The organism is Stenotrophomonas sp. GD03877 (assembly GCF_029840555.1).
In the GTDB taxonomy this organism is placed as follows: Bacteria; Pseudomonadota; Gammaproteobacteria; order Xanthomonadales; family Xanthomonadaceae; genus Stenotrophomonas; species Stenotrophomonas geniculata.
The window spans coordinates 61,991-87,429 of record NZ_JAOCCT010000011.1 but is presented as its reverse complement, the minus strand read 5'-3'; the positions used below and the strand labels follow the sequence as shown (position 1 = coordinate 87,429).

The following is a 25,439-nucleotide window of genomic DNA, read 5'->3' as shown; positions in this document are numbered from 1 at the left end:
TACTGACGCCAGACTCCTCATACGCCACAATCATTCACGCCTCCCTACCTCCACTACCAATCAGCTTCTCTGCCAATGCCGCCGCTTTCTCCTTCCTATTACCGAAGAACGCGTCGAGCACGTACTCAAACAACTCAAAGCAATCCAACAAGGCGTCTCGCTCTACGGCGCTACCATGAGAACCGAGATTCCCAACTATTCGCAACGCTTTAAAGATCGCCTTATGATCAGCATCACCCCCTTCAAACGATTTAATCCTAGCATCCAAACTAAGATATCGCCCAGAATTCTTCGCCTTCCGCGGAACTCGGAAATGATCCAGAAGGCATTCCAGCGCCGCTCGAAGGTGATTTGCTGAGGATCGCCGATCGGCCCAAAAACTCCAGCTGGCTCGCCGAATGCTATTAGCCACAGAATCTGGAACGCCCTCAGGAACTCTCGCAATAGACAGCGAAGGATTGAAGCACTTTGGATCCAGGAACCATTCCCATTCACCATCACCAATGGGCGTGCCATCTTCCGCAACTTCGCCAGGATTTTTCGACCAAGTGACGTCTCCCAGCACAGCCACCACCTCACCACAAATTTGACGATCACAGATCATCATCAAGTTGAACTTTGAAACCTCATCAGAAGGGTCCCACCAATCCTCACCAGCCTGAGCCTTCGAGTATTCGGCTTCAAATTTCTGGAGCGTCTCCGGCCTCGCCCTGAGAATTCCGATTCCACATGTCGGGCACGGGAAAGCTGGAAAGTTTCCTTCGAAATATGATCCCCACAAGAGGCTACGACAAGCGTCCATACCCTACATATTCCCATTACTATTCGATCAATAGATTCTGATGAAAGAATGAAAAATATTCAATCAGCGTTTGCTTGAAGCAGATCCCTTATCAGTCTAAGGGCAAGTCTCTCGCGATCTGGGTCACACTGATCAAAGGGACCGCCGAAGCGGCCCCTGGGACCTCAGAGGTCCGGCAAGCCCAATCGTCTCCGCATAGCCGCGAGGAGCACGAACGAGGTCCGCACCATCGCGTGCTGGTCGCGTGTCAGCTGGTCATACATATCCAGCACCTCCGGAGGGATCTGCCCTACCCGGCCTGCCTTGAAAGCCTCCATCGAGACCACCTGAGCCTTGTGGCGCTCATCTTCCATGACCTTCTCCAGCGTCTGGCGGCGGGAGTGCCGCCCCCGAGATGCCTTGGGTCCCACCTCTAAGCCTGTTGCAGGGGAAAGAAAACCAGCACCACTGTCCCTCGGTTGGGCTTTCTCCTGCGATCCCTTTCCACTGGCCACCACCTGCAAGTCCTTCTTGTCCATCAACCAATGCCCCTGTATCGATAGGGCCGGCACCATCGCCGGCGTCTTCACATTGGTTTCATCCAAGCAGATCCGATGGCGGCGCAAAGTTGCAGCAACTACTCCGTCACGGCTTTGTTCAGACGAGCGGCCAGCTTCGGGTTGAGGATGATGCCGGCCTCGGCCCTGGCGCTATAGCGGGCGCGGTTCTTGATGGACTGCTGCAGACCGCTCGAGGTGATCGCCAGCTCCGGGTTGGCCTTGTTGAAGGCGCCGATCTTGCTGAGCACCGAAGCCCGGTCGCTGGCGTCGCCGTTGCGCAGGGCCATGGAACAGGTCGTCGAGCAACGGCGAGGCACCGAGTGCACGGCCCGTGGACGGTGCGGCATCCGGTTTGCTTGCGACCAGCACCGGTGCGAGGCGACGTGCCAGCTGCTCGACGGCGATATGCAGCTCCTGCTGAGTTCGCGCCAGGTTCTTCACCGCGGATTCGATCGGGGTCTGCGGGTCCGCCAGTGGACCTGTACCAGCTTGCTGGTTCGACATGTTGCTCTCCTATGGCGCCGGAATGGCGCTCAAAGCTGGATTACGTTCGTGGCGTCGAGCCGGCGCAGGCACTGTTCGCAGGCCTTACGTCGCACGTCGCAGGTGCGGAGCTTGTCCGCCAACTGGCCGACCACGTCTCCACCGATGTTGTCCCAGGCGTCTGCAGCGGCAGGATCTGCAGTCACACGCACGCCGGTGTCTTCGCCGGCATCGACGCACGGGCGGAAGCACATCGCGTCACACTGCGCCGGCAAACGCTGCAGGTGCTGCGCGCAGCCGGCCAGCAGCATCAGTGCCGCGATCCCGGGGGCGTGGTGCAGCCGCATGGCCTCAGCGCTGCGGCCAGTGCCAACGGCCGGGGTGGCTGCCAGATTCTTCGCTGGCCTCGTCGCGGCTGGTCACCCACAACACGTCGTTGCCGTCCAGGAACACCTGGGCGTTGACCTGGCCGTTCGGCTGTACCGCAACGACCATCGCGGGCAACACGTCACCAGCGGCGACCTTGTTGCCGATGTGTGCTTGGGCCCCCACCGGCCAGGTGCTGTCGAGCAGCCGCTCCTGGATGGACGGACCGTCGGTCCGGCGCGCATTGATGCGGAGCGCGTCGGTGTCGCTAAGGGTGTAGTGGACGATCCGTCCGATCGAGGCCTTCTGGGTCACTTCGCGGTCCTGCTGGTCGGCCCGAGGGCCTGGTTGATGGCGTCGACCCGGGCCTGACCCGGGGCGCGGTTGGCTAGCAGCGGTTGCGCTGCAGCCGCTGCTCGGTAGATGGTCTTGGTACGCTCACCGCGCGCGGCGATCGCCTCCAGGCGCTGCAGCAGCTGGCCACTGTCGGACTGGGCCTGGCGCGCGATTCCGGCCGTCACCTCGAGCGTGTCTTCGAGGGTGGCGGCCCGCGCTGCAGCTGCTGCCTCACGGCGATCGCCGTACCGCCTGACGTTGAGCCACAGCGAGAGGCCCAGCAAGCTGGCCAGGATGGCCACCCACTTCCAGGCTGCCCACCAGGCAGAGATGACCGACCTGCTGATCACTGCAGGTGGCCCTGACAGGTGGCCATTTCCCACTGCCGGCGATCGATGATGCCGCCACACTTGGAGCTCCACTGCGGCAGCGTGCAGTCGCGCTTGGCACCGGCGATCGTGACGTAGCGCCACTTCCACATCTCGGTGCATGCAGCCTGGCGCTCGCCGGCGTTGAGCCGCTTCGCCGCGGTGCTGGCGCAGAAGGCCGGCGTGCCGATGTTGTAGGCGAAGTGGCCCCAGGCCTTGACCTCGTGGAACTCGAACTCGCCGCGGACGCACTGATTGACCAGTGGACTCCCACGTCCTGGTCAATCAACGGCCTTTGAATTGAGGTGCCCACAAGAACGCCCACTATGGGAATTCAAACCTACTTTCGGTTCCCGAGGCAACTGAGGTTCCTCATGAGGAAGAAATCTTCCTCATGAGGAACAAGTGAGGTCATGTGTCTGAACACTAATCACCAAGCCTAGCGAACTGCTGTAGTTGTCCTTCAACATTCCGACGTATTCCCGCCACATCGGGATCTCGGACTGGATGATACTCATCAGTCTCAAGCACATCTTGGTAGTCGGAGTCTGGCCAGAAAAACTCTTCGAGGGTTTTGAGTCTTGCCGATGCAAGTCCCAGCATCATCTTCTTTCTGGAGTCCTGCTCCGTCTCTAGTGCGAGTTCAAGCTTGCGAATTCTCTCGACTGCTCGCCCAGCTGAACGTGCATTCTTCAGGACCTTGTCATAACCATCCATCACGTCTTTCAGCGCCTGAGACGGCTGTTCCCCAAGGAGCGCCTGAACTCTGAAATGCATCGCAGCAAGTTGTGCAACAAGCTCTGTGTACTGCGCGGATCGCAGCTCAACCACAGCGTAGAAAGCTCGAGCAAAGTAGTGCTCATCGCTCTCATCTGGACGCCGCTCAACCAGGTCCAACTCCTCCTGCCACATGCTCGGCTTCTGTATGACCTCAATCGCGTCTAGCACCCGGTAGGCCAACGTTAGTCCTTCTTCGGCAACCGCTTGCTGCTTCCCCAGCTTCGCTTGCGTTTTCCAGCTTGAAAGACCCCACACGCCAACGCCACCGAGCACCAACGCGCCAACTCCCTGCGCGACTGCACCGAACCCCTGTGTCACTACTGGCCAATTGATCTCCAGTGCCCAGCATCCCATTCATTCCCCCCGCGGCATACGCCGTCTTTCCATGAAGGCGCGTCATGCACCTCCCTAACAAACCTTAACAAATGCGATAATCCCGGCCAATACAGGGAGGGTGTCGCAATGGTTGAGACGTTTCTCGGCTTGACGGATTTGCAGATGAAGGCGGTGACTGCCTTTGGTCAGTTGGCCCTCGCTACGACAGTGGCTTATATCGCCTTCCAGCAGTGGAAGACAGCACGTCACAAACTGAAACTCGACATGTTCGATCGCCGATTCGCAGCCCACGAGGAGCTCCGGCACCTCGCAACGTCGTTTCGAGGCAAACGGCAGATGCAAGATGCGGACGCAATCTTGGCGCTGGAGCCCACGTTCCGCTATCTGTTCGGGCAACCCAGCAGCATTTTGGTGCGGCACATGGCAGGAGTTGCGATGCGCGCCGCTGCGCAGACGAGCGCCGTTGAGACTCCGATTGGCCTACTCGGGCGAGATCCAGATCCCGTAAGCCTTGAGCGATGGAAGGAATCACAAGACAAGATCACCGCACTGATGACCGAGTTTCACACACTCCATACCCAGGCCACCGCAGCCACTGCCGACCATCTCACCCTCAAGCACTGACTATCGCTAGCTCTCGGCGTTCCACAGCGCCCTGCGAAATCCCCGCCTGCCACTATGGAGCGCCTCCAGCAGGACTGCGCTGGCGCACTTGTGGGCCTTGATGTAGTTGCCCTTGCGCATCTTGGCTGACTTGGCCAGACCGACGAACGGCTGGCGCCGCTCCGGCCACACCAGTTCGTGGGCTGCGTCGTAGATCACCAGGCGCAGGCGCCAGCGATCGGCGGGCTTGCCGAGGTCCAACGGCCGCGGTCGCATTGAACGCACGTCCTTGGCCACCTGACGGTAGGCAGCGAGGGAGAGCCTCGCGATCGCCGCCGAACCCATCCTCGTCGCTACGGCGAGCGCGGTGTGCTTCTCCAGCGGATTGCGCATGTAGCCGACCGCGCCGGCGATGTCGCTGCTGCCCAGCGGCGCCAAGGTGCTGCGCCCTTCCACCGGCATCCGGTAGCTGCCTCCTACCAATAGGCGCGACAGCAGCTCCAGGACATCACCCTTGCCTTCGTCGTCGAATCCCTCAGCACCTGGGCATAGGCCTCCGGGTGCTGGTCCTCGAAAGCCGGCAGGGTCCCGCGGGCCCACTTCCCGCCGCCGAGCTGCTTCAGCCATCCGTCGGTCGCACAGAAGCGGCGCGGATCCACGCCATGCGCACCCACAGCGTCCGCGTAGCCCGGGCCGTCAAGGGCGCCTGCTGCGCCGGCGGCGGCGTCTGCCTCTGCAGCAGCGTCACGGAGCTCGTCCTCTTCTGCTCGACGTCGGACGCGTTCGGCAGCAGAGCCTGAATTGTTGGCATGGTCGGTCCCCTCGGGTTTCGGTGTTACGGGCAGTGCCAGGCCTGCAGCCATCGTCTGGCGCAGGGAGCGGTTGAGGTCGTGGTCGTCGGCGGTGAGCTGGCGGAATCGCGGCTGCAGCTCCAGCCAGCTGCTGATCGTCATCGGCTTTCCCAGCACACGGCGGTGCCGCACGAACCTGGCCAGGACTTGCGGGTCCAGACCCGCCGGCAAACGGGGGATGCCCATCAGCTCGCGATTGACCTCGTCGACGCTGAGCTGCGGCATCACCGCTTCGTCGTCGCGCGCCTGCGCGTTTGACGATTCAATGACCTTTACTGACCTTTCATGACCTTTAGGGTCCGTCTCGCGGACCGGTTGAGTACGCGAGACGGACCGGTCAGGTCCGCCAGACGTACCGGTCGAGTCCGCGAGACGCACAGGTCGTTCTTGCGTACCGGTATCTCCCGCGTACCGGTCGGCGCCCTCAGTCTCTTCCGACCCGTCCGTGACGCGTACCGGTTCAGCCTCCGTAACTACTGCCAGTTCAACTTCGCCACGGGCCTGCGGACCTCAGAAATGATCGGCCTCTGCTGGTCGGACATCGACTGGCGCAAGGGAACGGTCAAGATCCGGCGCGCCTGGGTGATGGGGAAGATGAAGGCCCCGAAAACCGAGTCCGGCGTGCGTGAGGTGCAGCTGCTGCAACCTGCGATCGATGCCCTGAAGGCTCAGCGCGCCCACACCGCCACCGCTGGCGAGTTCGTCTTCCACGATCCCAGGACGAACGCCCGGTGGGGGTCGGATCAGAGCATCCGCGCCAGCGAATGGCAGCGCGCGCTGCGCAAGGCTGGGGTCCGCTACCGTTACCCGTATCAGATGCGCCACACCTTCGCCTCCCAGGCGCTCAGCGCCGGCGAGAACGTAATGTGGGTGGCACGGCAGATGGGGCACCGCGATTGGACGATCACCGCCAAGAAGTACGGCCGGTGGATCCCATCAATGGTGCCAGACGCTGGGGCTAAAACTGCGGGAGTATGGTTGGCCGCATCTGCGGCGGCCAACCTAACGCAAGGGGTAGAAATTTAGCCACGCGCGACACCTCCGGTCCAACTGATCCATTGGACGATCAAGATTTCGGCCGGAATTGCACCACATTCTCCATTCGCGGCGGCATCAGCTCTGCAGGAGTCGCTTCCAAAGCACTTGCCAAGATTGGCAGAGGAAGCCGAGCTTCAGCAGCGAACTGATGGAGCGGGATACCCGCCTCAGCTGCCAAGTAGTCAGCCGCGCGACGGAACAGCCGGGAAGTCTCTCTCTGAGCATCATCGCCTGGCTCTGTGCGGCTCCAGTTCCTCTGCCGCTTCTGGATGTTCAGATACTTCACCTGATCCTGGCTGAGGATACCAAGCACCTGCAGCCTCTTAATGATCGCCGCGACGGAAACACCCCACCTCTTCTTCAGCAAGAGCAGTGCATCCAATGAGGTGCTATAGACATCCTTTAAGAAGGACTCAGCCGGTAGCATCAAGGCACCTGCAAACCGCCAAGCTTGGTCTTCCACCAATCGGAATGTCTCGAGGTCCAGCTCACCCTCAACGGAAATGGACTCATGGAGCACCAGATGACCAAATTCATGCGCCACGTTCAACCGCGAGCGATCCCGCGTCGCGTCGGATGAAACTACGATAAAAGGTCTCTCACCGTAGTAAGCAGACAGTCCATCCATTCCGTCCGGCAACGGGAAGTGCATCACAGGAATCGATCGATTCTCCACCAGCAGCGTTACGTCGGAAATCGGCCCCAATCCCAGACCGAGCTCTTTGCGGACCGCATTAGCAACTTCTTCAACCTCATCGCCGCTCAGCGATAACGGGTCGACATCCGGCGAGATCTTCGGAATGTCTGCGTCAGCGTAATCCACATGCTCCTGCATCGCATCCATAACCGCAGCAGCCATATCCAAGACCGCAGCTGCACGCTGCTGATCCAGGATTGTGTCACGCGTGCGGCGAAGTGAACGATAGTGAACCAAGGAGCGCGGGCTGCGCTCAACTGGCCCCACCCCCCTCCAGAAGAACTCGATTGGAAAATCCAGTTCTGCGGCGATTCGCAGCAACGTCTCAGGCGCAGGCACGCGGTCCCCGTTCTCAAACTGGCTCAACCCCTGCCGCGTCACGTCCGTACGCGCGCCCAGATCCGCCAGCGTCATGCGACGCAGCGCGCGGGCCTGCTTCAGACGCCGTGGTTCAAACTTAGCTTGCACGATTGCCCTGCTCTGCGCGCTCTACGGCCTTGCGCTTAAATGCCTCATTCAGCCTATCTTGCACCTCTTCAACAGCTCCCTTCAAAGGGGACTGCATATCCAAAATCAGAGGCGCCAGTCTTGATGCATGCTGATCACGGTTCGGGATCTGCAGCAACACAAATTTTGGCTTGGTCACGCCTGCGTGCACAAGCTGCACGTAGGCACTCTTCTCCACAAGACTCATGTCGGGCTCTTCCCCGGTAGCCGCGAACAGATCAGGCGTGCGCATCACAAGCTCTGCACGCGATGCGGCCTTGCGGACCGCTCGGCTCCCATTGGCACCTGCGTAATGGGTGGTGAAGATGGTCTGCCCAACTTGGAGCTGCAAGAAGCAGTAGTTGCGATGCCGATTCCACGCAGTAGAGGTGAAAAAGAGCCTCGTCTCCGCTGCCTTCGCCTCCAATGCGTGCTGGACTGAGATGTCTCTCAAATAGCTAAGACCTCTTCGACCTTGAACAAAGCCGCCGAGCATCGGAGTGGAGGCAGCCAATTTTGCCAGGGCCGCGTAGGCTTCAGGGACCGCTTGCCCGAGCGCTTCACAGTGACGCTCGGTAACGCCACAGTGCTCCAGAATCTGAACAGTATCCATCAGTTGACAAAACCTCTGGTTTGGAAGGGACCGGTTGACACCACTGGTGTCCGCAAATTTCCACCAAACACCCGACTTTGTCAACAAGAACGTTCTGCAGATCCCATACAATCGGCGGTGGCGGGTGTGGAAGCCGTGCTTGAAAACTGAATACGTCCGCCCCTGGCCCGTGACTGTTCATGAAGATTGCCGTACTATCCGTCTCGTTGGGCAGGGTCACTGCCAGCTTTTTGCCAGCATTGACCCCAAAAGCCTTGCAATACTTGAAGAAACCGGGGGTGCATTGGTTTCGACGGGGGTTGTGAAGTCGCCTGGCGCATGCCGAGGGGGTAGCTTTCCTCGTAAATCCAGCTGCAAAACTCTAGTTGCCAACGACGACAACTACGCTCCGGTCGCTCTCGCAGCCTAAAAACTGCGGTGCGTGACCTTCTGCCGACTTAGGCGGAGCCTCGAAACTGCTTGTGTCCATGCTCGCAGCGTAGAGTCATTATCATGGAATCGCGCTGGGCGGCTGCCTGTCAGTCCGGCACTAGAACACAACAGGCTGGTTCCCGGGTGCGCTTTGCACACCGTGCTGCTCGGGGATGAGATTCAACGGTGAGCTAAGCATGTAGTGCTGGGGATGGAGTGCCTTCGGACGGCGGTTCAATTCCGCCCACCTCCACCAACGAACGGTTCGTCAAGGACCGGAGAAGCCCGGAAATTCCACCAACGTGGGTTTCCGGGCTTTTTTATTGGCTGCTCTACGTCGCTACGAAGTTCGACGTCGCGGCGCAATCGCGGTCCGATGCCGTCAAGCAATGTCGGCACCGCGCATCTTCTCTCGCTTTCTACATCACTAAATCACTTCAGAATTTTCCCACCCTCTCCTTGGGGGGGATGTGTCCGCGAAGCCGTTCGTCCCTGGTCGCCATCAAGAGGAGACCACGGAGCACCCGCACCCTTCACATGAAGCCGCGCCCGAGGGCACGGCCTGTTCGACACATCTTTCACAAAGGAACTGTATCCATGCGTACGTCGCTTCGGGTTTCCCTCGCCAGCGCCATCACCCTGGTTCTGGTCAGCGCCCCCGCCTTCGCCCAACCCACCGAACGGGTATGGACGCGAGGCATGGCCAGCAACGAGCAGTACAGCAGTTTCATCGTCAAGTACCGGGACGGCAGCAGCAAGCGCGTTTCGGCCACCACCGCACAGGATGCGCTGAAGAAGCGCCTCGGCATCCAGCAACGCAGCAAGCGCTCGATCGGCGCTGCGCCGGCCCCAGCCGTGACCCACCAGCGCCGCATGGGCGGTGGCGCCGACGTTGTCACCACGGACAAGGCGCTGGATCTTCCGGAAGCGCAGATCCTGATGCAGCGCATCGCCGACGATCCGGACGTCGAGTATGTGCAGCCGAACTACATGATGAGCGCGTTCACCACACCGAACGATCCGCGCTACGGCGAGCAGTGGCACTACAGCAATCCGACCAGTGGTGCGCGCCTGCCGGCCGCGTGGGACCGCTCCACCGGCCAGGGTGTAGTGGTGGCTGTGGTCGATTCGGGGTATCTGAACAACAACGACCTGCAGGCGAACCTGTTGCCGGGTTACGACATGATATCGTCCACCCGCCCGTTCAGCGATTGGCAGTGCATCATCGGGGGAATGAATCCCGGCTGTGGTGGCTCCGACGATGGCGACGGACGCGACGCCGATGCCTTCGATGCCTCGGGCATTGCACACGGCACGCACGTCGCTGGAACGGTCGCGGCGGTGACCAACAACCAGATCGGCGTCGCCGGCGTGGCCTACAACGCGAAGGTCGTGCCGGTGCGCGTACTCGGCAACCAGGGCAATGGCGGTTCCGCCGACATCATCGACGGCATGCTCTGGAGTGCGGGTATCAAGGTGCCCAACGTCCCGGCCAATGCCAACCCGGCTGAAGTCATCAATCTCAGCCTCGGCGGCCGCCGGGCCTGCTCGCCGGCCGAGCAGGATGCAATCGACGACATCACCGCGCAAGGCACGATCGTGGTGGTCGCCGCCGGCAACAGCAATCTGGATGTGTCCGAGTTTGCTCCGGCGAACTGCAAGGGCGTGATTGCGGTTGCCGCCAACGACCAGGGCGGTCGTCGTGCGTTCTACTCCAACTATGGCGCAGGCATCCACATCACCGCACCCGGTGGTGAAACCTGGTCCTGCCGCGCGTCCGTCGGCGAGTTCCTGCCGCTGGCCACACCGCCGAACCAGACCAACTGCGCACCGACCCGCCAGCATCCGGCACAGGGCATCCTGTCCACCGTGGGCAACAACGCCTTCGACTTCATGTCCGGCACCTCGATGGCGGCGCCGCACGTCGCCGGCATCGTCGCGCTGATGCAGGCGGTGGCGCCGGTGCCCAAGACCACCGACCAGGTCAAGGACATCCTGCGTCGCACTGCGCGCCCGATCGCGGCAGCAAACTGCCCGGGGGGTTGCGGGCCAGGCATTGTCGACGCCGCAGAAGCGGTGAAGGCGGCCAGCAACTGATGGCATGGCGCAGCGGCCCGGCAAGGTCGCTGCGCCTTCGTCGCGCATCCGATCTGTACACGCAGGCAACATCAGCAGGCCCATAATCCGGTTCCGCGCCCGGTGCCGGGCGCGCTGCTCCGTCACGTACAGAAGGACCTGCAATGAGAACCAGAAACACCGCGTTCGCCGTGGTCATGACCGCTCTGGCCGCGACCTCGGCTACCCACGCAGCCCCGCCTGCCATCGCCCCCGCCGGCACCGCAACGCTGGAAGCCCTCCTGGCCTGCAAGGCAGGTTCGAACTTCAGCGAAGCCGAGGCCATCGATGCCCTGCAGGCAGCCGGCCTGGCCAGGAAGCCTGGCGGCACATTCGAGCCGGAAACCACGCCAGTCGCCCTGTTCGGCGGTACCGTCACCCATGCCGATGTGAATGTCGCCGAGGGCGAGAAGAGCGTCTTCGTCTACTTGAACGGTGTCGATCCGAAGCGCCTCGCCAAGACCTGGTCGGTGACCACGGTCAACGAATACGCCAACACCGAAGAGCCCTCGTACGTGAAGCGCATCGACAAGCGCCACACCCTGCACGTGATTGCCGGTGACGATTACGAAGGTTATTCCGCCGCCGTGAAGTGCCAGATCGCGCCGTAACGGCCTGACCCGCGCTACAGCCAGCGCCGTACTCGCTGGCGGAAGGCTGCGTATGCCTCAGGAAAGCGGGCCGACAGTGCTCTTCCGGTACGATCTGCCACCGGTTGATGTACAGCACGAACAGCGGCACAGCCAGCAGTGCGGCCAGGTTCTGCAGGTACAGCATGGCGCCTGCCAGGATAGTGGCCTGGCCCAGATACATCGGGTTGCGCGTGTAGCGGTACACGCCGTGCGTGACCAGCACGCTCGACGTCGCCGGCCGCAGGGGGTTGACCGTGGTGCCCACGCGCCGGAAGGCCAGCTTCGGCAGCAGGTTCAAGACCACGCCGAAGGCCATCACCAGACCCGCAGGCAACTCAGGCATGGGTAGCTGCAACGCCCCGCCCGGCTGCCATCGGCTGCCCAGATAGCCGATGGCGGCGCACAACAGCATCGCAAGAGGCGGAGGAACACGGGTCTCAAGCCAGCGCATCGCAGCCCTGCATTCATCCTGTTCACCCCAGTGTCACACGGAAATGCCTGAATCGCCCGGTTGGCGGCACTTCCGCGCTCCAAACCGACCGCCCGGTATCTTCCGCTTTGACATGTCGACCGCTAGAGTGGCGCCACCGCGCAGGAGGATCGTATGGCAACCACGGGCTTGGGCTTCATCGGCCGCACGACCCTCATCATCACCGTGTTGCTCACCCTGGTCGGCTGCGCCACGTTGCGCCAGTTCGGGCCGTCGGTGCAGGTGGCCTCGGTCACCCCCGGCCAGTACATCGCCCTGAAGCGCGGCGACATCCTCACCACCGGCAAGCTCAGTTCGGCCACCATGGAAACCCTGCGCGTGGCCGGTCTCGACGAAGGCGTCTGCGCCAAGTCCGGCCTGCCCTGCATCGAAGCGATGGAAGGCAGCATCGTGGTGCGCGAGGAGGACAAGCGCTCAAGCCTGGCCGAGCTCTGGCTGCAGTATGCGATGACCCTGCCCGCGCCCAAGCGCGAGTACTCCACCTCCGGCCGTGCCAAGAGCGCGATCACCGAGCTGGATGCCGATTTCCAACCGCGCCTGGACGCGTGGATGCAGGTCGCGCGCCAAGCCTACGCCTATCTGTTCTTCACCGAGCGCACCGCCAACCAGCGTGGTTTCGAAGACCGCCAGACCCAGGTGCGCGACTACTACAACCTGGCCGTGCAGGAAGCCTCGGTGCAGTTGTACAACGCGTATGCCACCGGGCGCGTGCACAGCCAGGCCAGCCATTTCCAGCTGGGCCGCTGGACCTTCGTGCTGGCACCTTCAGGCGAGGCATCGCCGCTGGATACGCGTACCCCCACCGAACTGGTACCGGCGGCCTCGCTGTCGTTCACCGGCACGCTGCGCAGCGTGCATCGCCGCGATGGCTTCGGTGCCGAACTGGTGGCCGTGATGGAGGATCCGGCCGCCACCACCGCCACCACGCCGCCGGCCACAACACCCGCCGCGCAGGCCGCCACACCGGTGACGCAGAGCTGGAGCGAGATGCCGTCGCCATCGATGACGGTACTGCTGCGCTTCTCCGGAAAGAACCTGTGGGAAGTGCTGCACGACGACGAGCCGGAACTGGAGATCCACGATCCCTACCAGGTCACGGAAGTCACCCTGCATGGGCAGCAGGTGCCATTGGCCGCGAACTTCACCGCAGGCTACGCATTGTGGCTGGCGCGCTCCAACTTCAGCCACCAGTCGCTGCGCTCGCTGTTCGGCGGCAAGGGCGGCATCGACACGCCGCATCTGTACATGATGCAGCCCTACGATCCGAACCGCCGCGTGCTGCTGATGATCCATGGCCTGGCCAGCAGTCCGGAAGCCTGGGTCAACGTCGCCAACGAGCTGATGCGCGACGACGAGATCCGCCAGGACTTCCAGGTCTGGCAGTTCTACTACCCCACCAACATGCCCATCGCGATGAGCCACGATTCGATGCGCCACACGCTGGATGAGGTGTTCAAGCATTTCGACCCCAGCGGCAAGGCGCAGGCTTCGCATGACATGGTGCTGGTCGGGCACAGCATGGGTGGCGTGATCGCGCGGCTGATGATCTCCTCTTCCGGCGATCATCTGGTCGACACCCTGCTGGAGACTGCGCAGATGACGCCGGCACAGCGTGAACTGCTGCGTACCAAGGGCGCACCGGTACTGACCTTCCTGCCGGAGCCGGAAGTATCGCGCGTGGTATTCATCGCCACGCCACACCGCGGCACCGATGTGGCGGGCACCCGCCTGGGCCGCTGGATCGGTCGCCTGGTGCGGTTGCCGCTGACCGTGCTGGAAGACGTCGCCACTATCGCCAACGACGGCCAGATCGATCGCAACGACGGCAAGCACGGCTACCAGATGAACAGCATCCAGAATCTGGACAAGGACGATCCCTTCGTCCGCGCCGTGGCCGACCTGCCGATGTCGCCGAAGGTGCACTACCACTCGATCATCGCGCGGGCCAAGGCCGATGGTCCGCTGGAAAAGACCGACGACGGGCTGGTTCCTTACTGGAGCTCGCACCTGCCGCACGCGGATTCGGAGAAGGTGATCGTGTCCGGGCACAGCGTGCAGGAAGCCACGCCGGCCATCGTCGAACTACGGCGGATCCTGCATGAAGACATGCAGGAGCACGACCGGCAGAACCAGTAACGCACAGCGTGGCGGCATCACGGCAGCGGTATCCGGGCTGACCGGGACACCGCCACCGCGGCAAGACCGGGAAACTCAGCCTTGTCCGTCGGACGCAGCTTCGGTGATCAGTTCGGCCACCGCTACCGGCTGCGATGCCAGCGATGCATGACTGGCATCCAGCGTGATGCTGGCACGTGGCTGCATGCGCGCCGCCATGCGCCGCTGGTTGTCAGGGTGAATCATGTGGTCAGCGCTGGAGACCTGATACCAGCTCGGCTTGTGCCGCCACGCCGGATCACTGACGGCATCACCGAACGTGCTCGCCAGCGGCGCCTTCTGGGTGACCGCCATCACCCGCGCCTCGTCGGCCTGCAGGTCCTGGCAGAAACTCTCGTGGAATTTGCCGGGTTGCAGCCACAGGTAGCCGTCGCTGTCCGGCGCCAGATTGGCCGCCGCCTGCGGCAGCCGTTGCTGGGTGATGCCGCCAGGGCTCTCGCCCGCATCCGGCGCGAACGCGGCGATGAAGACCAGGCCGGTCACGTTGGGTTCGTTTCCGGCTTCGGAGATCACCGCGCCCCCATACGAATGGCCGACCAGCAGCACCGGCCCCGCAACCTGGCGGATCATGCGCCGGGTCCGCTCCGCGTCGTCGGCCAGCGACGTCAACGGCAGCTCCACGGCATGCAGATCGTGGAAGCCCCGGCGATCAAGCTCCAGGATCACCTTGGCCCAATGCGCGGCGCCGCCCCAGAAACCATGAACCAGAATGATGCTTGGCTTGCTCATCTTGCAGAACTCCTCACTTGGATGGGATCGTTGCCCGACAGCCATCAGCGCTGCCTGAAGCCACCCGACCAGACTACGGATCGCCCCTGCCAGCGGCGATGCACGGACTCCTGAAAACCATGCCAAGGCTCCACACCACCGAATCGCTTCAGGCCGGCTCCGACGCCTTGTTTGCGATCTTCCAGGCCTCGCGCATGCACGGCGGCGACATCACCCGCCACGTCGTGCAGCCCGGTGGATCCCGCATCATTGCCGGGGGGCGCGGCTGCTTCCATTTCATCGAACAGAGCACGGCACGCCTGCATGCGGATGCCGCGGTGGTGCCCCTGCAGACCGGCGAGCTGCTGTTGATGCCGCATGGCCGGACACATCGCATCGACTGTGCCGGCGACGCCCCGCAACCTGCCCATCTGACCACGGCATCCTTTGGATTTGATGGCCCGGGCAGCCAGCTGCTGCTTGATGCCCTGCCCGGCTGGCTGCATGTTCCCGGGGTTGACCGGATGCCGAACGGATTTCCCGCCAGCTCAGCCGATTGGGTGGCGGTAACCCTGGGCGCAATCCAGGTTGAAGCGGCCCGGCCCACGCTGGGTAGTGGGCTGATGCTGTCACGCCTGCTGGACCTGTTGTTTGTCTGGACGCTGCGCTACTGGCTGGGAACCTCCAGCCCCCACAACTGCCAGCGTCTGCACGCACTGGCCGACCCATTGATCGGGCGGGCACTGGCGTTGATGCAGGCACACCCCGCACAGGCATGGACGGTCGAGTCTCTGGCGGCAAGCCTGAATCAGTCCCGCTCGAACTTCGCGCAGCGGTTCAGCCTGGCCACCGGCATGTCACCAATGCGTTATCTCGCTGGATCGCGATTGCAGCTGGCCGCGGAGCTGCTGCGCAGCGGAAACCGGCGGGTTTCGCAGATCGCCGGAGACGTCGGGTATCTCTCCGAACCAGCATTCAGCCGTGCGTTCCGCCGTGCTTTCGGCATGAGCCCGAATGCCTGGCGTCAACAGATGGCAGCGTCGCGCGAATGAGGGGAAAACCCTCATCGCGCCTGCGCATCAGCCCTTCTATGCTGGCTCCACTACCCCACTGGAGGTCCGCATGAACACGCAAGAACCCAGCCGCCATCCCAGCCCCGACCCGGCCGAGCGCGACGCCTTCTTCCCGTCTCCGTACTCGCTGTCACAGTTCACGTCGGCGAAGAGCGACCTGTCCGGTGCCGACTATCCCGACGCGCGCCGCGACGGCCGCTGGAAGGTGCTGATGATCGCTGCGGACGAACGCTATCTGCCCACTGCCAACGGCCACCTGTTCTCCACCGGCAACCATCCGGTGGAAACCCTGCTGCCGATGTACCACCTGGACAAAGCCGGCTTCGACATCGATGTGGCCACGCTGTCCGGCAACGCCGCGAAGTTCGAGTGGTGGGCGTTCCCGCGCGAGGACAAGGAGATCGGCGGACTGTACGACCGCTACGAGGCCCGCTTCCGCCAGCCACTGCCGTTGGATGAGGTGGTGGCAGGCCTCGATGCCGCATCGGATTATGCAGCCGTGTTCATTCCCGGTGGCCATGGCGCCCTTATCGGATTGCCGCAGAGTCGCGCGGTAAAGGCAGCCCTGCACTGGGCGATGGCCGAGCAACGCCACATCATCACCCTCTGCCATGGTCCGGCCGCGTTGCTGGCCGCAGGCGTCGACGAGGCCGACGGTGGTTCGCTGTTCCGCGGCTACCGCATCTGTGCCTTCCCCGATGCAATGGACCGGCAGACGCCGGAGATCGGCTACATGCCCGGGCAGCTGCCGTGGTTCTTCGGTGAACGCCTGGCGCAGCAGGGCGTGCAGATCGTCAATGACGGCATCGATGGCAGCGTGCTGCAGGACCGCCTGCTGCTGACCGGCGACAGCCCGCTGGCCGGCAATGCGCTGGGCAAGCTGGCCGCGCGCACGCTGCTCGACGCACTGGCCGGGCGCTGACCGGGATGGGCGATCTGGTGCAGGCGTTGCTGGAACTGGAACGCGCTCGCTCACTGAGTTCGGTGGGCGCGGTACTGCGCAGCATCTCTGCACCACTCGGCTACGATCGCGTGCTGGTGTTCGCCACCGGCACGGGGTTGGAGCGCGGTACCCAGCGCGTGTACTGGATCGAGGGCGACTGGTTCGGCGACGGCAGCAGTACCGACCTCGCGCGCTACCTGCACGCCTGTCCGGTCAATCGCCACGTGCTGGACAGTGACGCGCCGTTCTTCTGGAGCAAGCGCCAGGGCGTTCGCGGCGAACGCTATCAGGTGGTGAAGCAGCCTCGTGGTGAAGGCCTGCACGGCCTGCAGGTGCCGGTGTTCGGCACCACCGGCCTGGAAGGCGCGATCAGTTTTGCCGGGACAGCGATCGATGCATCGGCCAGCGCGCGGCTGCTGCTGGATGCTGCTGCAGCTGCAGCATTCCGTGCCGCACGCCGGCTTGCAGAGACACCCGGCGAACTTTCCGGACGTACGTTGAGCACGCGCGAACGCGAGGTGCTGCGCTGGGTCGCCGCCGGCCGTCGCCAGGCGGAGATCGCGGCCACGCTGGGGCTTTCCGCTCGTACAGTGGAAAATCACCTGCGTCGCGCGCGCCAGCGTCTGGGAGTGGCAACCACCGCGCAGGCGGTACGCGCTGCCAGTCGGCGCGGCGAGATCGAGGACTGATCCGGGCGAGACACTTCCGGCGGCCTGGCTCGCGTGTTACACACGCCATGCGCATGTGCGCGATTGCAGAAAGCAAGGATGATGCTTATGAAACTGCAACTGGCTTCGATGGCGGCACTGATTGTGGCGTTCGCTGGAATGATGTCGTCCGGCACGGCGAGCGCGGGGGGGGCCGACCCAGCCCGGCAGCATAACCCGCTGCGAACCGTTTGAAGTGGAGCGTTATCGCTTCCACCAGCATTGCATCGTGACCATGCCCGACGTGGACGGTGAGATCTTCCTCAGCGAGTACTGGATCGACGAGTACGGCAATCCCTATCTGATGTAAGCCCCCCATCGACAAGGAACGTGAGGATGAGACTGCATCAAGGTTTTCCGGCATGTGCGATTGCCGCCGTGCTGGCCGTGGCCGCACTGGCTCCGGTCGGCACCACGATGGCGGCCGAAGTCGTCGAGGTCCAGGAGGAATGCGTGCCCTTCCGCATCGCTGGCAACGTATTCCACCAGCGCTGCACGTCGTACGTGATCTACGACGACGGCACCCGCGAAGTCACCGGCCATTACAACCGTGACGAGAACGGGATGATCTACGACCCCTGATCGCGTCCGCGCGATCCGCCGGGCGGCGCCTTCACCGCCCGCCCGGCATCTCCCAGCCGCCCGTCCCGGCATACCACTGCCCCCGCCTTCCATGGCATGCTCCATGAAACCGTTTTCATGGAATGGAGGGATTCCACGATGTTGTCGCGTTTCCGTCGCCCGGCGCTGAGTGCGCTGCTGGCGCTTGCTCTGCCTGCCGTTGCCTGGGCCGTCACGCCGGCGCCGTTGAAGGTGATGTCATTCAACGTCCGTACCCCGGCTGACACCGAGCCGGGCAAGCGCTGGCCCGACCGCCGTGATGCGATGGTCAAGGTGATCCTCGACGCGCACCCGGCGGTGATCGGCACCCAGGAGCTGGTGAAGGAACAGGCCGACTACCTGTCAGGGCACCTGCCCGGCTACCGCTGGTTCGGTGAAGGCCGCCGCGGTGGCAGCGGCGATGAACACATGGGCGTGTTCTACGAAAGCAAGGTGCTGGCCATCGAGGAATCCGGCAACTTCTGGCTTTCGGATACGCCGGACGTCCCTGGCAGCATCACCTGGGGCAACCTGTACCCGCGCATGGTTACCTGGGCCCTGTTCCGGCGCCTGGACGACGGCCGTCGCTTCTATTTCATGAATACCCACCTGCCCTACCGCGACGAGGACGAACCACGCCGGGTGAAGGGTGCCGAGCTGATCGGCAAGCGCCTGGAAGCACTGCCGGCCGACCTGCCGGTGGTGTTGACCGGTGACTTCAACAGCGAGCCCGGCGGTGACACCTACAAGGCGTTCACCCGCCTCCTGCTGGACACCCGTACCCAGGTGAGGGCTCCGCAGGGCCCGCGCCTGACCTTCCACGACTTCACCGGCAAGGCCACCGTGCAGCTGGACTGGGTGCTGGTGCGCGGCTTCCATGCGCGCAGCTTCCTTACCGATGATCGTCGCATCGATGGCGTGCTGCCGTCGGACCACTTCCCGTTGGTGGTCGAGCTGGACTGGCCGAAGCACTGATTCTCTGCGGCAGCCGTGGCTACGGCGGCGGCTGCCGCGACAACAGCCGGTACAACGCCTGGTGCTGGTTGCGCGCCTGGCAGATGCGGGCGCCGACGGCAAGGAACACGGCAACGCCGATCAGCCCGAGCCCCAGCATCGGATCGGGCAGCCGCAGGAAACCGATGGCTGCGGCCATCGTCGCCAACACCATCAGCACTACGACCGCTACCGACAGCCCTGCTCCAGGTGGTCCCGGATCACCAAACAGCATGCGCTGGGTATCGCGTTTGTCATCGCTCATCGCCTTCCCTCCTGGACTCTGCCCCACTAGTTACACCGCAGGCCCCGGTTCTGGCAGAGTCAGAAACGTCATGACTGTGACAACGTCCACAGCACGCGACGCGCTACCCTTCCTCCATTCCCAATCTGCGGAGGACGTCATGGCGCACCAGAGCCGTCTGGCCGGATTCATCATCGACTGCCAGGACACGCCCGCTGACGAAGGCGCACGCTTCTGGGCGGCCGCACTCGGCCTGCAGGCGCAGCCATCGTATGCCGAAGATGGCGCCGAGTACGCCGACCTGCAGGGCGCGCCCGCAGGCCTGAACGTGGAAGTACAGCGGGTCGCTCACCCATCGCGGGTGCACCTGGACATCGAGAGCGACGACATCGATGCCGAGGCAGATCGACTGGAAAAACTCGGCGCGCGCCGGATCGGCTTCGTCAAACGCTGGTGGGTAATGGAAGCACCGACCGGCCATCGCTTCTGCATCGTGCGCATGCGCGAGCGCGAGGTGCCTGCCAATCACTGGCCCTGAAAAAAGAAAGGGACGGAAGCCACTGCTTCCGTCCCCTGCGGTTACTCCACCTGCGCCACGCTCGGCGGCTGCGGTGATTGCCCCCAGCCACCCAGTGCCTTGTACACGCCCACCACGCTGACGTTGACCTCGGACTCGGCGGCCGCCAACGCATCATCGGCCGCCAGTTGCGTGCGCTGCGCATCCAGCAGGGTCAGGAAGTCCTCCGAGCCCTCGCGGTAGCGGATCTGCGCCAGCGACTCAGCGCGGCGTGCCGCCTGCGCCTGCTCGACCACGATCGCCAGCCGCGCCTGCTGCTTGGAATAGCGGGTCAGCGCGTTTTCGGTGTCTTCCAGTGCCAGCAGCACGGCTTGCTCATACTGTGCTGCCACGCCTTCGGCCTCGGCCTTGCTGGCGCGCAGGCGTGCACGCACGGTACCGAAGTCAAATGCCGCCCAGCTCAGCGATGGGGTCAGCGACCAGGCCTTGTTGTTGCCATTGACCAGGCCACTGGCATCGCCGCCGAGGAAGCCGACGAAGCCGGACAGCGACAACCGCGGGAACAGATCCGCCGTAGCCACGCCGACGCGGGCGGTCGCGGCCGCCAGGCGACGCTCCGCCACGCGCACGTCGGCGCGTTGGCGCAGCAGCTCGCGGGTATCGCCCAGCGGCAGTGCCTTGGCGAATGCCGGCACTTCGTGCGGCGCAAGCATGGCGGTCAGCGTCTCCGGCCGCTGGCCCAGCAGAACCGCCAGACGATTGCGCGACTGCGTTTCGGCCACTTCCAGCAGCGGGATATCGGCCTCGATCGCCTTCAGCCGCGCACGACTGCTCTGCACGTCCAGCTCACTGCCGGCGCCCAGCTCCCAGCGCGCCTCGGTCAGCTTCTGCGTCTCGCGCAGATTGACCAGGGTGTGCTGGGCCACGGCGATGCGCTTCTGCGTGCCGCGCAGCTCGAAGTAGTTGCGCGCCACTTCGGCAGCGATCAGTACCTGCGCGTCGGCTAGGTTGGCCTGCTCTGCGTCGAGGTCGGCGCGCGCGGCTTCTGCAGCACGGCGCTTGCGGCCGAACAGATCCAGCTCCCAGCCGGCATCGAAGCCGAGCTGGTAGCTTTCACTGAACACCCGCTGCCCACCCAGCTGCGGATCGGGTTGCTTGCGGCGGTCGTAGCTACCGCCTGCGGTGATGTGCGGCGCCTGGTCGAAGCGGCTTTCGACGAACACCGCGCGGGCCTGGCTGACGCGGGCCACGGCCACGCGAAGATCCAGGTTGTCCGACAGTGCGCCATGCACCAGCTGTTCCAGCACCGGATCATCGAACTGCGCCCACCAGCTGGCGACCGGCGAGACGGTACTGAACACCGGCTGTTGTGCGCTCTGGAGGACCACCGGCTCCTGCATCGGAGCCTTGTAGTTCGGGCCGACGCTGACACAGCCTGCCAGCACCAGGCTGGAGACGGCCATCGCCAACGTGCGGATCACCATGGCAGCACCTCGCCCAGGTAGGTGAAGCTGCCACTGGCGCCGGATTCACCGATCAGCGCCATTTCCACGCTGGAACGTGCGCCTTCGCTGATTTCGATTTCGCCGTTGCCGCCGTTCATGTCGGTCTTCACGTAACCCGGATGCACGGTGTTGACCTTGATCGGGGTATTGCGCAGTTCGTAGGCCAGGCTCAGGGTCCAGCTGTTCACCGCTGCCTTGGAGGCGTTGTAGGCCGGCACCTTGAAATCGTAGATGCCCGACGCCGGGTCGGCGTGCAGGGTCTGCGAGCCGAGCATGCTCGACACGTTGACGATACGCCCGGACTTGGCCTGCTTGACCAGCGGCAGGAACGCCTGGGTGACCGCCACCAGTGCATACACGTTGGTGTCGAAGGTGCGCTTCCAGGTATCCAGCGACTGCTCCGACGGCGCCTGCGCCGGGTTTTCGATCATGATGCCGGCGTTGTTGACCAGGATGTCGAGGCGCCCATGGCGCTGGCGTACCTGTTCGACCGCTTCGGCGATGCTGGCTGCATCGGTCACGTCCAGCTGGATGGCTTCCACCGGCAGGCCCTCGGCCTGCAGCTTCAGTGCCAGTTCGACGGCGGTCTCGCGCTTGCGCCCGGCCAGCAGCGTGTGCACGCCGGCCTGCGCCAGCTGGCGCACGGTTTCCAGGCCGATGCCGCGGGTTGCGCCGGTGACCAGCGCGATCTTGTTCTGATGGGTGTTCATGGATTCTTGCCTTGTGAGGGGGAAGCCACCGCCGGCCAGTGACCGGCGGCGACGGGGTTCCATGTCAGTGGTGGATGGTCGGCTCGCCGTGCTGCACCAGCTGGCCACCACCGTTGCGGGTGACGAACTTGCGCAGTGCCACGTAGAACACCGGGGTCAGGAACAGGCCGAACAGGGTCACGCCCAGCATGCCGGCGAACACGGTGATACCAGTCACCGAGCGCACCTCGGCACCTGCACCATGCGACAGCACCAGCGGCACGGTGCCGGCAATGAAGGCGATGGAGGTCATCACGATCGGGCGCAGACGCAGGCGGCAGGCTTCCAGTGCCGATTCAACGATGCCCTTGCCGCCCATTTCCAGCTCTCTGGCGAACTCGACGATCAGGATCGCGTTCTTGCACGCCAATCCCATCAGCACCACAAGGCCAACCTGCACGAACACGTTGTTGTCACCACCGGTCAACCACACGCCGAACAGCGCGGACAGCAGGGTCATCGGCACGATCAGGATCACCGCCAGCGGCAGCGACCAGCTCTCGTACAGCGCAGCCAGCACCAGGAAGGCCAGCATGATCGCCACCGGGAAGACAATGAAGGCCGCCTTGCCCTGGGTCGCCTGCTGATAGCTCAGGTCGGTCCATTCGGTGGTCATGCCTACCGGCAGCACCTTGCCGGCGATCTCGGTCAGCTTGTTCATCGCCTCGGCGGAAGACAGCAGGCGCGGGTCGGCTTCACCGGCCAGGTCAGCCGCCGGATAGCCATTGAAGCGCAGCACCGGGTCCGGGCCGAAGGTCTGCTTGATGGTGACCATCGAACCGATCGGCACCATCTCGCCGCGGTCGTTGCGGGTGCGCAGCTTGCCGATGTCCTCGACCGTCTCGCGGTACGGACCGTCGGCCTGGGCGATCACCTGCCAGGTACGACCGAACTGGTTGAAGTCGTTGACGTAGGCCGAGCCGAGGTAGGTCTGCAGGGTGTCGAACAGTTCGGTGAGCTGCACGCCCTGTGCCTTGGCCTTGACGCGGTCGACCTCGGCATCCAGCTGCGGCACATTGGCCTGGTAGCTGGAAATCGGGAAGGCCATGCCCGGCGTCTGCGCAACAGTACCCTGCATCGCCTGCACGGCATTCTGCAGCGCGCCGTAACCCAGGTTGCCACGGTCCTCGATGAACATCTGGTAGCCGTTGCCGTTGCCCAGGCCGAGGATCGGCGGCGGCATCATCGCGAAGGCAAAGCCCTCCTGCAGGCCAGCGATCTTCTGGTTGATCTCGGCGTTGATCTGCGCGGCGGTACGACCATGGCGCTCGGCGAACGGTTTGAGCGGAATGAACGCCACACCGGTGTTCGGCGTATTGGTGAACTGCAGCGCGTTCAGACCCGGGAACGAGATGGTGTGGGCCACGCCATCGGTTTCCTGGGCGATCTTGGCGACCTTGCGCAGCATTTCATCGGTACGCGCGATCGACGAGCCTTCCGGCAGCTTCACACCCGCGATCAGGTACAGCTTGTCCTGGGTCGGGATGAAGCCCGGCGGCACCAGCTTGAAGATCACGCCGGTACCGACCAGCAGGATCGCGTAGACCACGAACACCGCGCCACGACGGCCGAGGATGCGGGCCACGCCACGCTCGTACTTCTCCGAGCTGGACTTGAAGAAGCGGTTGAACGGACGGAACACCCAGCCGAACAGGCGGTCGATCAGGCGGCTCGGGCCGTCCTTCGGGGCACCGTGGGCCTTTAGCAGGCGCGCGGCCAGGGCCGGCGACAGGGTCAGCGAGTTGATCGCCGAGATCACCGTGGAAATGGCGATGGTGACCGCGAACTGCTTGTAGAACTGGCCGGTGACACCGGACAGGAACGCCATCGGCACGAACACGGCACACAGCACCAGCGCGATCGCCACGATCGGGCCGGACACCTCGCGCATGGCCTGGTGTGCCGCCGCGGTGGGCGACAGCCCTTCCTCGATGTTGCGTTCGACGTTTTCCACCACCACGATCGCGTCGTCGACCACGATGCCGATCGCCAGTACCAGGCCGAACAGGCTCAGCGTGTTGATCGAGAAGCCCAGCAGGTACAGCGCGGCGAAGGTACCGACCACCGACACCGGCACCGCGATCAACGGGATGATCGAGGCACGCCAGGTCTGCAGGAACAGGATCACCACCAGCACCACCAGCGCGATGGCTTCCAGCAACGTGGAGACCACGGCCTTGATCGAGTCGCGCACGAAGATGGTGGTGTCATACACCGCTTCGTACTTCACATCGGCCGGCATGGCCTTCTGCATCTCGTCCATCGTCGAGATGACCTGGTCACGGATCTCCAGCGCATTCGCACCCGGCGACTGGAAGATACCGATACCGACGGCATTCTTGCCATCCAGCTGCGAGCGCAGGGTGTAGTCACCGGCACCCAGTTCCAGACGGGCCACATCGGCCAGGCGTACGATCTCACCGTCCACACCGCTCTTGAGCACGATGTCGCCGAATTCCTTTTCGGTCTTCAGGCGGCCCTGGGCATTGATCAGGGTCAGGAACTGGCTGTTCGGCAGCGGTTCGGCACCGAGCTGGCCGGCCGAGACCTGCACGTTCTGTTCGCGCATGGCGCGCACCACGTCACTGGCAGTCAGGCCGCGCGAGGCCACCTTGTCCGGGTCCAGCCAGGCGCGCATGGCGTAGTCGCCGCCACCGAAGATCTGCGCGTCACCCACGCCCGGAATACGCGCCAGCGCATCCTTGACGTGCAGGCGCGCGTAGTTGCGCAGGTACAGGGTGTCGTACTTGCCTTGCGGCGAGGTCAGGTGCACCACCATCAGGAAGGTCGGCGACTGCTTCTGCGTGGTCACGCCCTGGCGGCGCACGTCTTCAGGCAGACGCGCCTGCGCCTGCGCCACGCGGTTCTGCACCTTCACCGCCGCCGCGTCCGGGTCGGTGCCCGGGCGGAAGGTGACGGTCATCTGCAGCACGCCGTCCGAGCCGGCAACCGACTTCAGGTACATCATGCCTTCTACGCCGTTGATGGCCTCTTCAAGCGGCGTGGCGACGGTCTCGGCAATGACCTTGGGGTTGGCGCCCGGATACACCGTGCGCACGACCACCGACGGCGGCACCACTTCCGGGTACTCGCTGATCGGCAGGATCGGAATCGTGATCAGGCCTGCGGCGAAGATCACGATCGACAGCACCGCCGCGAAGATCGGCCTGTCGATGAAGAAACGGGAAAAGTCCATGGAGGAATTCCTGGGAAAGGCGTTCGGCGGGCAACAGCCGGCCTGCCCCTCGTCACTTTGACGAAGGCAGGAACGGCTGCCGC

The 25,439-nt window shown here is 63.7% G+C and carries 29 protein-coding genes, 1 other RNA gene and 1 pseudogene; 13 read left to right on the top strand and 18 right to left on the bottom strand.

Translation table 11 applies throughout. From position 1 onward, the window contains the following. Positions 1–34: 34 nt before the first annotated feature. The 8 genes from N5D20_RS10700 to N5D20_RS10665 form a co-directional block, all read right to left on the bottom strand. Positions 35–607: a DUF4145 domain-containing protein gene (locus N5D20_RS10700; RefSeq protein WP_197579202.1), complete on the bottom strand. Its 573-nt coding sequence runs from the start codon at positions 605–607 to the stop codon at positions 35–37. Positions 608–966: 359 nt separating this feature from the next. After that, positions 967–1,386: a hypothetical protein gene (locus tag N5D20_RS10695; RefSeq protein WP_197579203.1), complete on the bottom strand. Its 420-nt coding sequence runs from the start codon at positions 1,384–1,386 to the stop codon at positions 967–969. A 32-nt stretch (positions 1,387–1,418) separates the two neighbouring features. Beyond that, complete coding sequence (locus tag N5D20_RS10690) at positions 1,419–1,628, bottom strand: hypothetical protein (protein ID WP_197579204.1); 210 nt, start codon at positions 1,626–1,628, stop codon at positions 1,419–1,421. A 246-nt stretch (positions 1,629–1,874) separates the two neighbouring features. Continuing rightward, positions 1,875–2,171, bottom strand: a complete 297-nt coding sequence (locus tag N5D20_RS10685) for a hypothetical protein (RefSeq protein ID WP_197579205.1) — start codon at positions 2,169–2,171, stop codon at positions 1,875–1,877. A gap of 4 nt (positions 2,172–2,175) precedes the next feature. Next, a complete protein-coding gene (locus N5D20_RS10680; protein WP_154344351.1) occupies positions 2,176–2,505 on the bottom strand; it encodes a hypothetical protein in 330 nt (109 codons plus the stop codon). Then, positions 2,502–2,828 carry a hypothetical protein gene (locus N5D20_RS10675; protein ID WP_197579206.1) on the bottom strand — a complete coding sequence of 109 codons (327 nt, stop codon included), beginning with the start codon at positions 2,826–2,828 and terminating at the stop codon, positions 2,502–2,504. Before N5D20_RS10675 ends, N5D20_RS10680 begins: the two co-directional genes overlap by 4 nt. Before the next feature lie 44 nt (positions 2,829–2,872). Continuing rightward, the gene (locus N5D20_RS10670; RefSeq protein WP_279914384.1) at positions 2,873–3,157 is read right to left on the bottom strand and encodes a glycoside hydrolase family protein; all 285 of its coding nucleotides are present in this window, start codon (positions 3,155–3,157) and stop codon (positions 2,873–2,875) included. A gap of 163 nt (positions 3,158–3,320) precedes the next feature. Continuing rightward, on the bottom strand, positions 3,321–3,947 hold the full coding sequence (locus tag N5D20_RS10665; RefSeq protein WP_279914380.1) for a hypothetical protein: 627 nt from the start codon (positions 3,945–3,947) through the stop codon (positions 3,321–3,323). Between the two features lie 189 nt (positions 3,948–4,136). Here N5D20_RS10665 and N5D20_RS10660 point away from each other — a divergent pair, with 189 nt between their 5' ends. Continuing rightward, entirely contained in the window at positions 4,137–4,634 is a 498-nt protein-coding gene (locus N5D20_RS10660; protein WP_197579208.1) for a hypothetical protein, read from the top strand. A gap of 6 nt (positions 4,635–4,640) precedes the next feature. Here the strand turns inward: N5D20_RS10660 and N5D20_RS10655 are convergent, their stop codons facing one another. Further along, positions 4,641–5,075: a hypothetical protein gene (locus tag N5D20_RS10655; RefSeq protein WP_279914379.1), complete on the bottom strand. Its 435-nt coding sequence runs from the start codon at positions 5,073–5,075 to the stop codon at positions 4,641–4,643. Positions 5,076–5,089: 14 nt separating this feature from the next. Beyond that, positions 5,090–5,689, bottom strand: coding sequence for a hypothetical protein (locus tag N5D20_RS10650; RefSeq protein ID WP_279914378.1), 600 nt, complete (start codon positions 5,687–5,689; stop codon positions 5,090–5,092). A gap of 291 nt (positions 5,690–5,980) precedes the next feature. Between N5D20_RS10650 and N5D20_RS10645 the strand changes: the two genes are divergently transcribed. Continuing rightward, entirely contained in the window at positions 5,981–6,490 is a 510-nt protein-coding gene (locus N5D20_RS10645) for a site-specific integrase (RefSeq protein ID WP_279914376.1), read from the top strand. 40 nt (positions 6,491–6,530) lie between these two features. Here N5D20_RS10645 and N5D20_RS10640 read toward each other — a convergent pair whose 3' ends face one another. Beyond that, complete coding sequence (locus N5D20_RS10640) at positions 6,531–7,667, bottom strand: XRE family transcriptional regulator (protein WP_197579209.1); 1,137 nt, start codon at positions 7,665–7,667, stop codon at positions 6,531–6,533. Next, positions 7,657–8,298: a hypothetical protein gene (locus N5D20_RS10635; protein WP_229295571.1), complete on the bottom strand. Its 642-nt coding sequence runs from the start codon at positions 8,296–8,298 to the stop codon at positions 7,657–7,659. The genes N5D20_RS10640 and N5D20_RS10635 overlap by 11 nt, the downstream gene beginning before the upstream one ends. Positions 8,299–8,572: 274 nt before the next feature. Between N5D20_RS10635 and ssrA the strand changes: the two genes are divergently transcribed. From ssrA to N5D20_RS10620, 3 genes are all read left to right on the top strand, one after another. Continuing rightward, positions 8,573–8,965, top strand: a transfer-messenger RNA (tmRNA) gene (ssrA, locus tag N5D20_RS10630). Positions 8,966–9,306: 341 nt separating this feature from the next. After that, entirely contained in the window at positions 9,307–10,806 is a 1,500-nt protein-coding gene (locus tag N5D20_RS10625; protein WP_279914375.1) for a S8 family serine peptidase, read from the top strand. Positions 10,807–10,949: 143 nt separating this feature from the next. Further along, entirely contained in the window at positions 10,950–11,435 is a 486-nt protein-coding gene (locus N5D20_RS10620) for a hypothetical protein (protein WP_197579210.1), read from the top strand. Between the two features lie 14 nt (positions 11,436–11,449). On the opposite strand, the pseudogene N5D20_RS10615 reads toward N5D20_RS10620, so the two are convergent. Further along, positions 11,450–11,907: pseudogene (locus N5D20_RS10615) on the bottom strand (isoprenylcysteine carboxylmethyltransferase family protein). 153 nt (positions 11,908–12,060) lie between these two features. Between N5D20_RS10615 and N5D20_RS10610 the strand changes: the two are divergent. After that, on the top strand, positions 12,061–14,082 hold the full coding sequence (locus tag N5D20_RS10610) for an alpha/beta fold hydrolase (protein ID WP_197579211.1): 2,022 nt from the start codon (positions 12,061–12,063) through the stop codon (positions 14,080–14,082). Positions 14,083–14,157: 75 nt separating this feature from the next. Here N5D20_RS10610 and N5D20_RS10605 read toward each other — a convergent pair whose 3' ends face one another. Beyond that, complete coding sequence (locus N5D20_RS10605) at positions 14,158–14,850, bottom strand: alpha/beta hydrolase (RefSeq protein WP_279914374.1); 693 nt, start codon at positions 14,848–14,850, stop codon at positions 14,158–14,160. A gap of 17 nt (positions 14,851–14,867) precedes the next feature. On the opposite strand from N5D20_RS10605, the gene N5D20_RS10600 reads away from it, so the two are divergent. The 6 genes from N5D20_RS10600 to N5D20_RS10575 all read left to right on the top strand — a co-directional run bounded on the left by N5D20_RS10600 (position 14,868) and on the right by N5D20_RS10575 (position 19,127). Continuing rightward, positions 14,868–15,881, top strand: a complete 1,014-nt coding sequence (locus N5D20_RS10600; RefSeq protein ID WP_279914373.1) for an AraC family transcriptional regulator — start codon at positions 14,868–14,870, stop codon at positions 15,879–15,881. Positions 15,882–15,951: 70 nt separating this feature from the next. Then, positions 15,952–16,824 carry a glyoxalase III HchA gene (gene hchA / locus N5D20_RS10595; protein ID WP_019338355.1) on the top strand — a complete coding sequence of 291 codons (873 nt, stop codon included), beginning with the start codon at positions 15,952–15,954 and terminating at the stop codon, positions 16,822–16,824. Between the two features lie 5 nt (positions 16,825–16,829). Further along, positions 16,830–17,534, top strand: coding sequence for a PA1136 family autoinducer-binding transcriptional regulator (locus N5D20_RS10590; protein ID WP_197579213.1), 705 nt, complete (start codon positions 16,830–16,832; stop codon positions 17,532–17,534). A gap of 87 nt (positions 17,535–17,621) precedes the next feature. Further along, the gene (locus tag N5D20_RS10585) at positions 17,622–17,747 is read left to right on the top strand and encodes a hypothetical protein (protein WP_279914372.1); all 126 of its coding nucleotides are present in this window, start codon (positions 17,622–17,624) and stop codon (positions 17,745–17,747) included. 141 nt (positions 17,748–17,888) lie between these two features. Further along, positions 17,889–18,134: a hypothetical protein gene (locus N5D20_RS10580; RefSeq protein ID WP_197579214.1), complete on the top strand. Its 246-nt coding sequence runs from the start codon at positions 17,889–17,891 to the stop codon at positions 18,132–18,134. A gap of 138 nt (positions 18,135–18,272) precedes the next feature. Next, entirely contained in the window at positions 18,273–19,127 is an 855-nt protein-coding gene (locus N5D20_RS10575) for an endonuclease/exonuclease/phosphatase family protein (RefSeq protein WP_197579215.1), read from the top strand. A 19-nt stretch (positions 19,128–19,146) separates the two neighbouring features. Here the strand turns inward: N5D20_RS10575 and N5D20_RS10570 are convergent, their stop codons facing one another. Then, positions 19,147–19,410: a hypothetical protein gene (locus tag N5D20_RS10570; protein WP_010484415.1), complete on the bottom strand. Its 264-nt coding sequence runs from the start codon at positions 19,408–19,410 to the stop codon at positions 19,147–19,149. Positions 19,411–19,549: 139 nt separating this feature from the next. On the opposite strand from N5D20_RS10570, the gene N5D20_RS10565 reads away from it, so the two are divergent. Then, on the top strand, positions 19,550–19,927 hold the full coding sequence (locus tag N5D20_RS10565; RefSeq protein WP_054171485.1) for a VOC family protein: 378 nt from the start codon (positions 19,550–19,552) through the stop codon (positions 19,925–19,927). Between the two features lie 41 nt (positions 19,928–19,968). Here N5D20_RS10565 and N5D20_RS10560 read toward each other — a convergent pair whose 3' ends face one another. The 3 genes from N5D20_RS10560 to N5D20_RS10550 form a co-directional block, all read right to left on the bottom strand. Beyond that, on the bottom strand, positions 19,969–21,390 hold the full coding sequence (locus N5D20_RS10560) for an efflux transporter outer membrane subunit (RefSeq protein WP_197579216.1): 1,422 nt from the start codon (positions 21,388–21,390) through the stop codon (positions 19,969–19,971). Beyond that, positions 21,384–22,121 carry an SDR family oxidoreductase gene (locus N5D20_RS10555; protein ID WP_043399260.1) on the bottom strand — a complete coding sequence of 246 codons (738 nt, stop codon included), beginning with the start codon at positions 22,119–22,121 and terminating at the stop codon, positions 21,384–21,386. The genes N5D20_RS10560 and N5D20_RS10555 overlap by 7 nt, the downstream gene beginning before the upstream one ends. A 64-nt stretch (positions 22,122–22,185) precedes the next feature. After that, positions 22,186–25,356 (bottom strand): multidrug efflux RND transporter permease subunit, encoded by a 3,171-nt coding sequence (locus N5D20_RS10550; RefSeq protein ID WP_054171484.1) that lies wholly within the window; start codon positions 25,354–25,356, stop codon positions 22,186–22,188. Positions 25,357–25,439 lie beyond the last annotated feature (83 nt).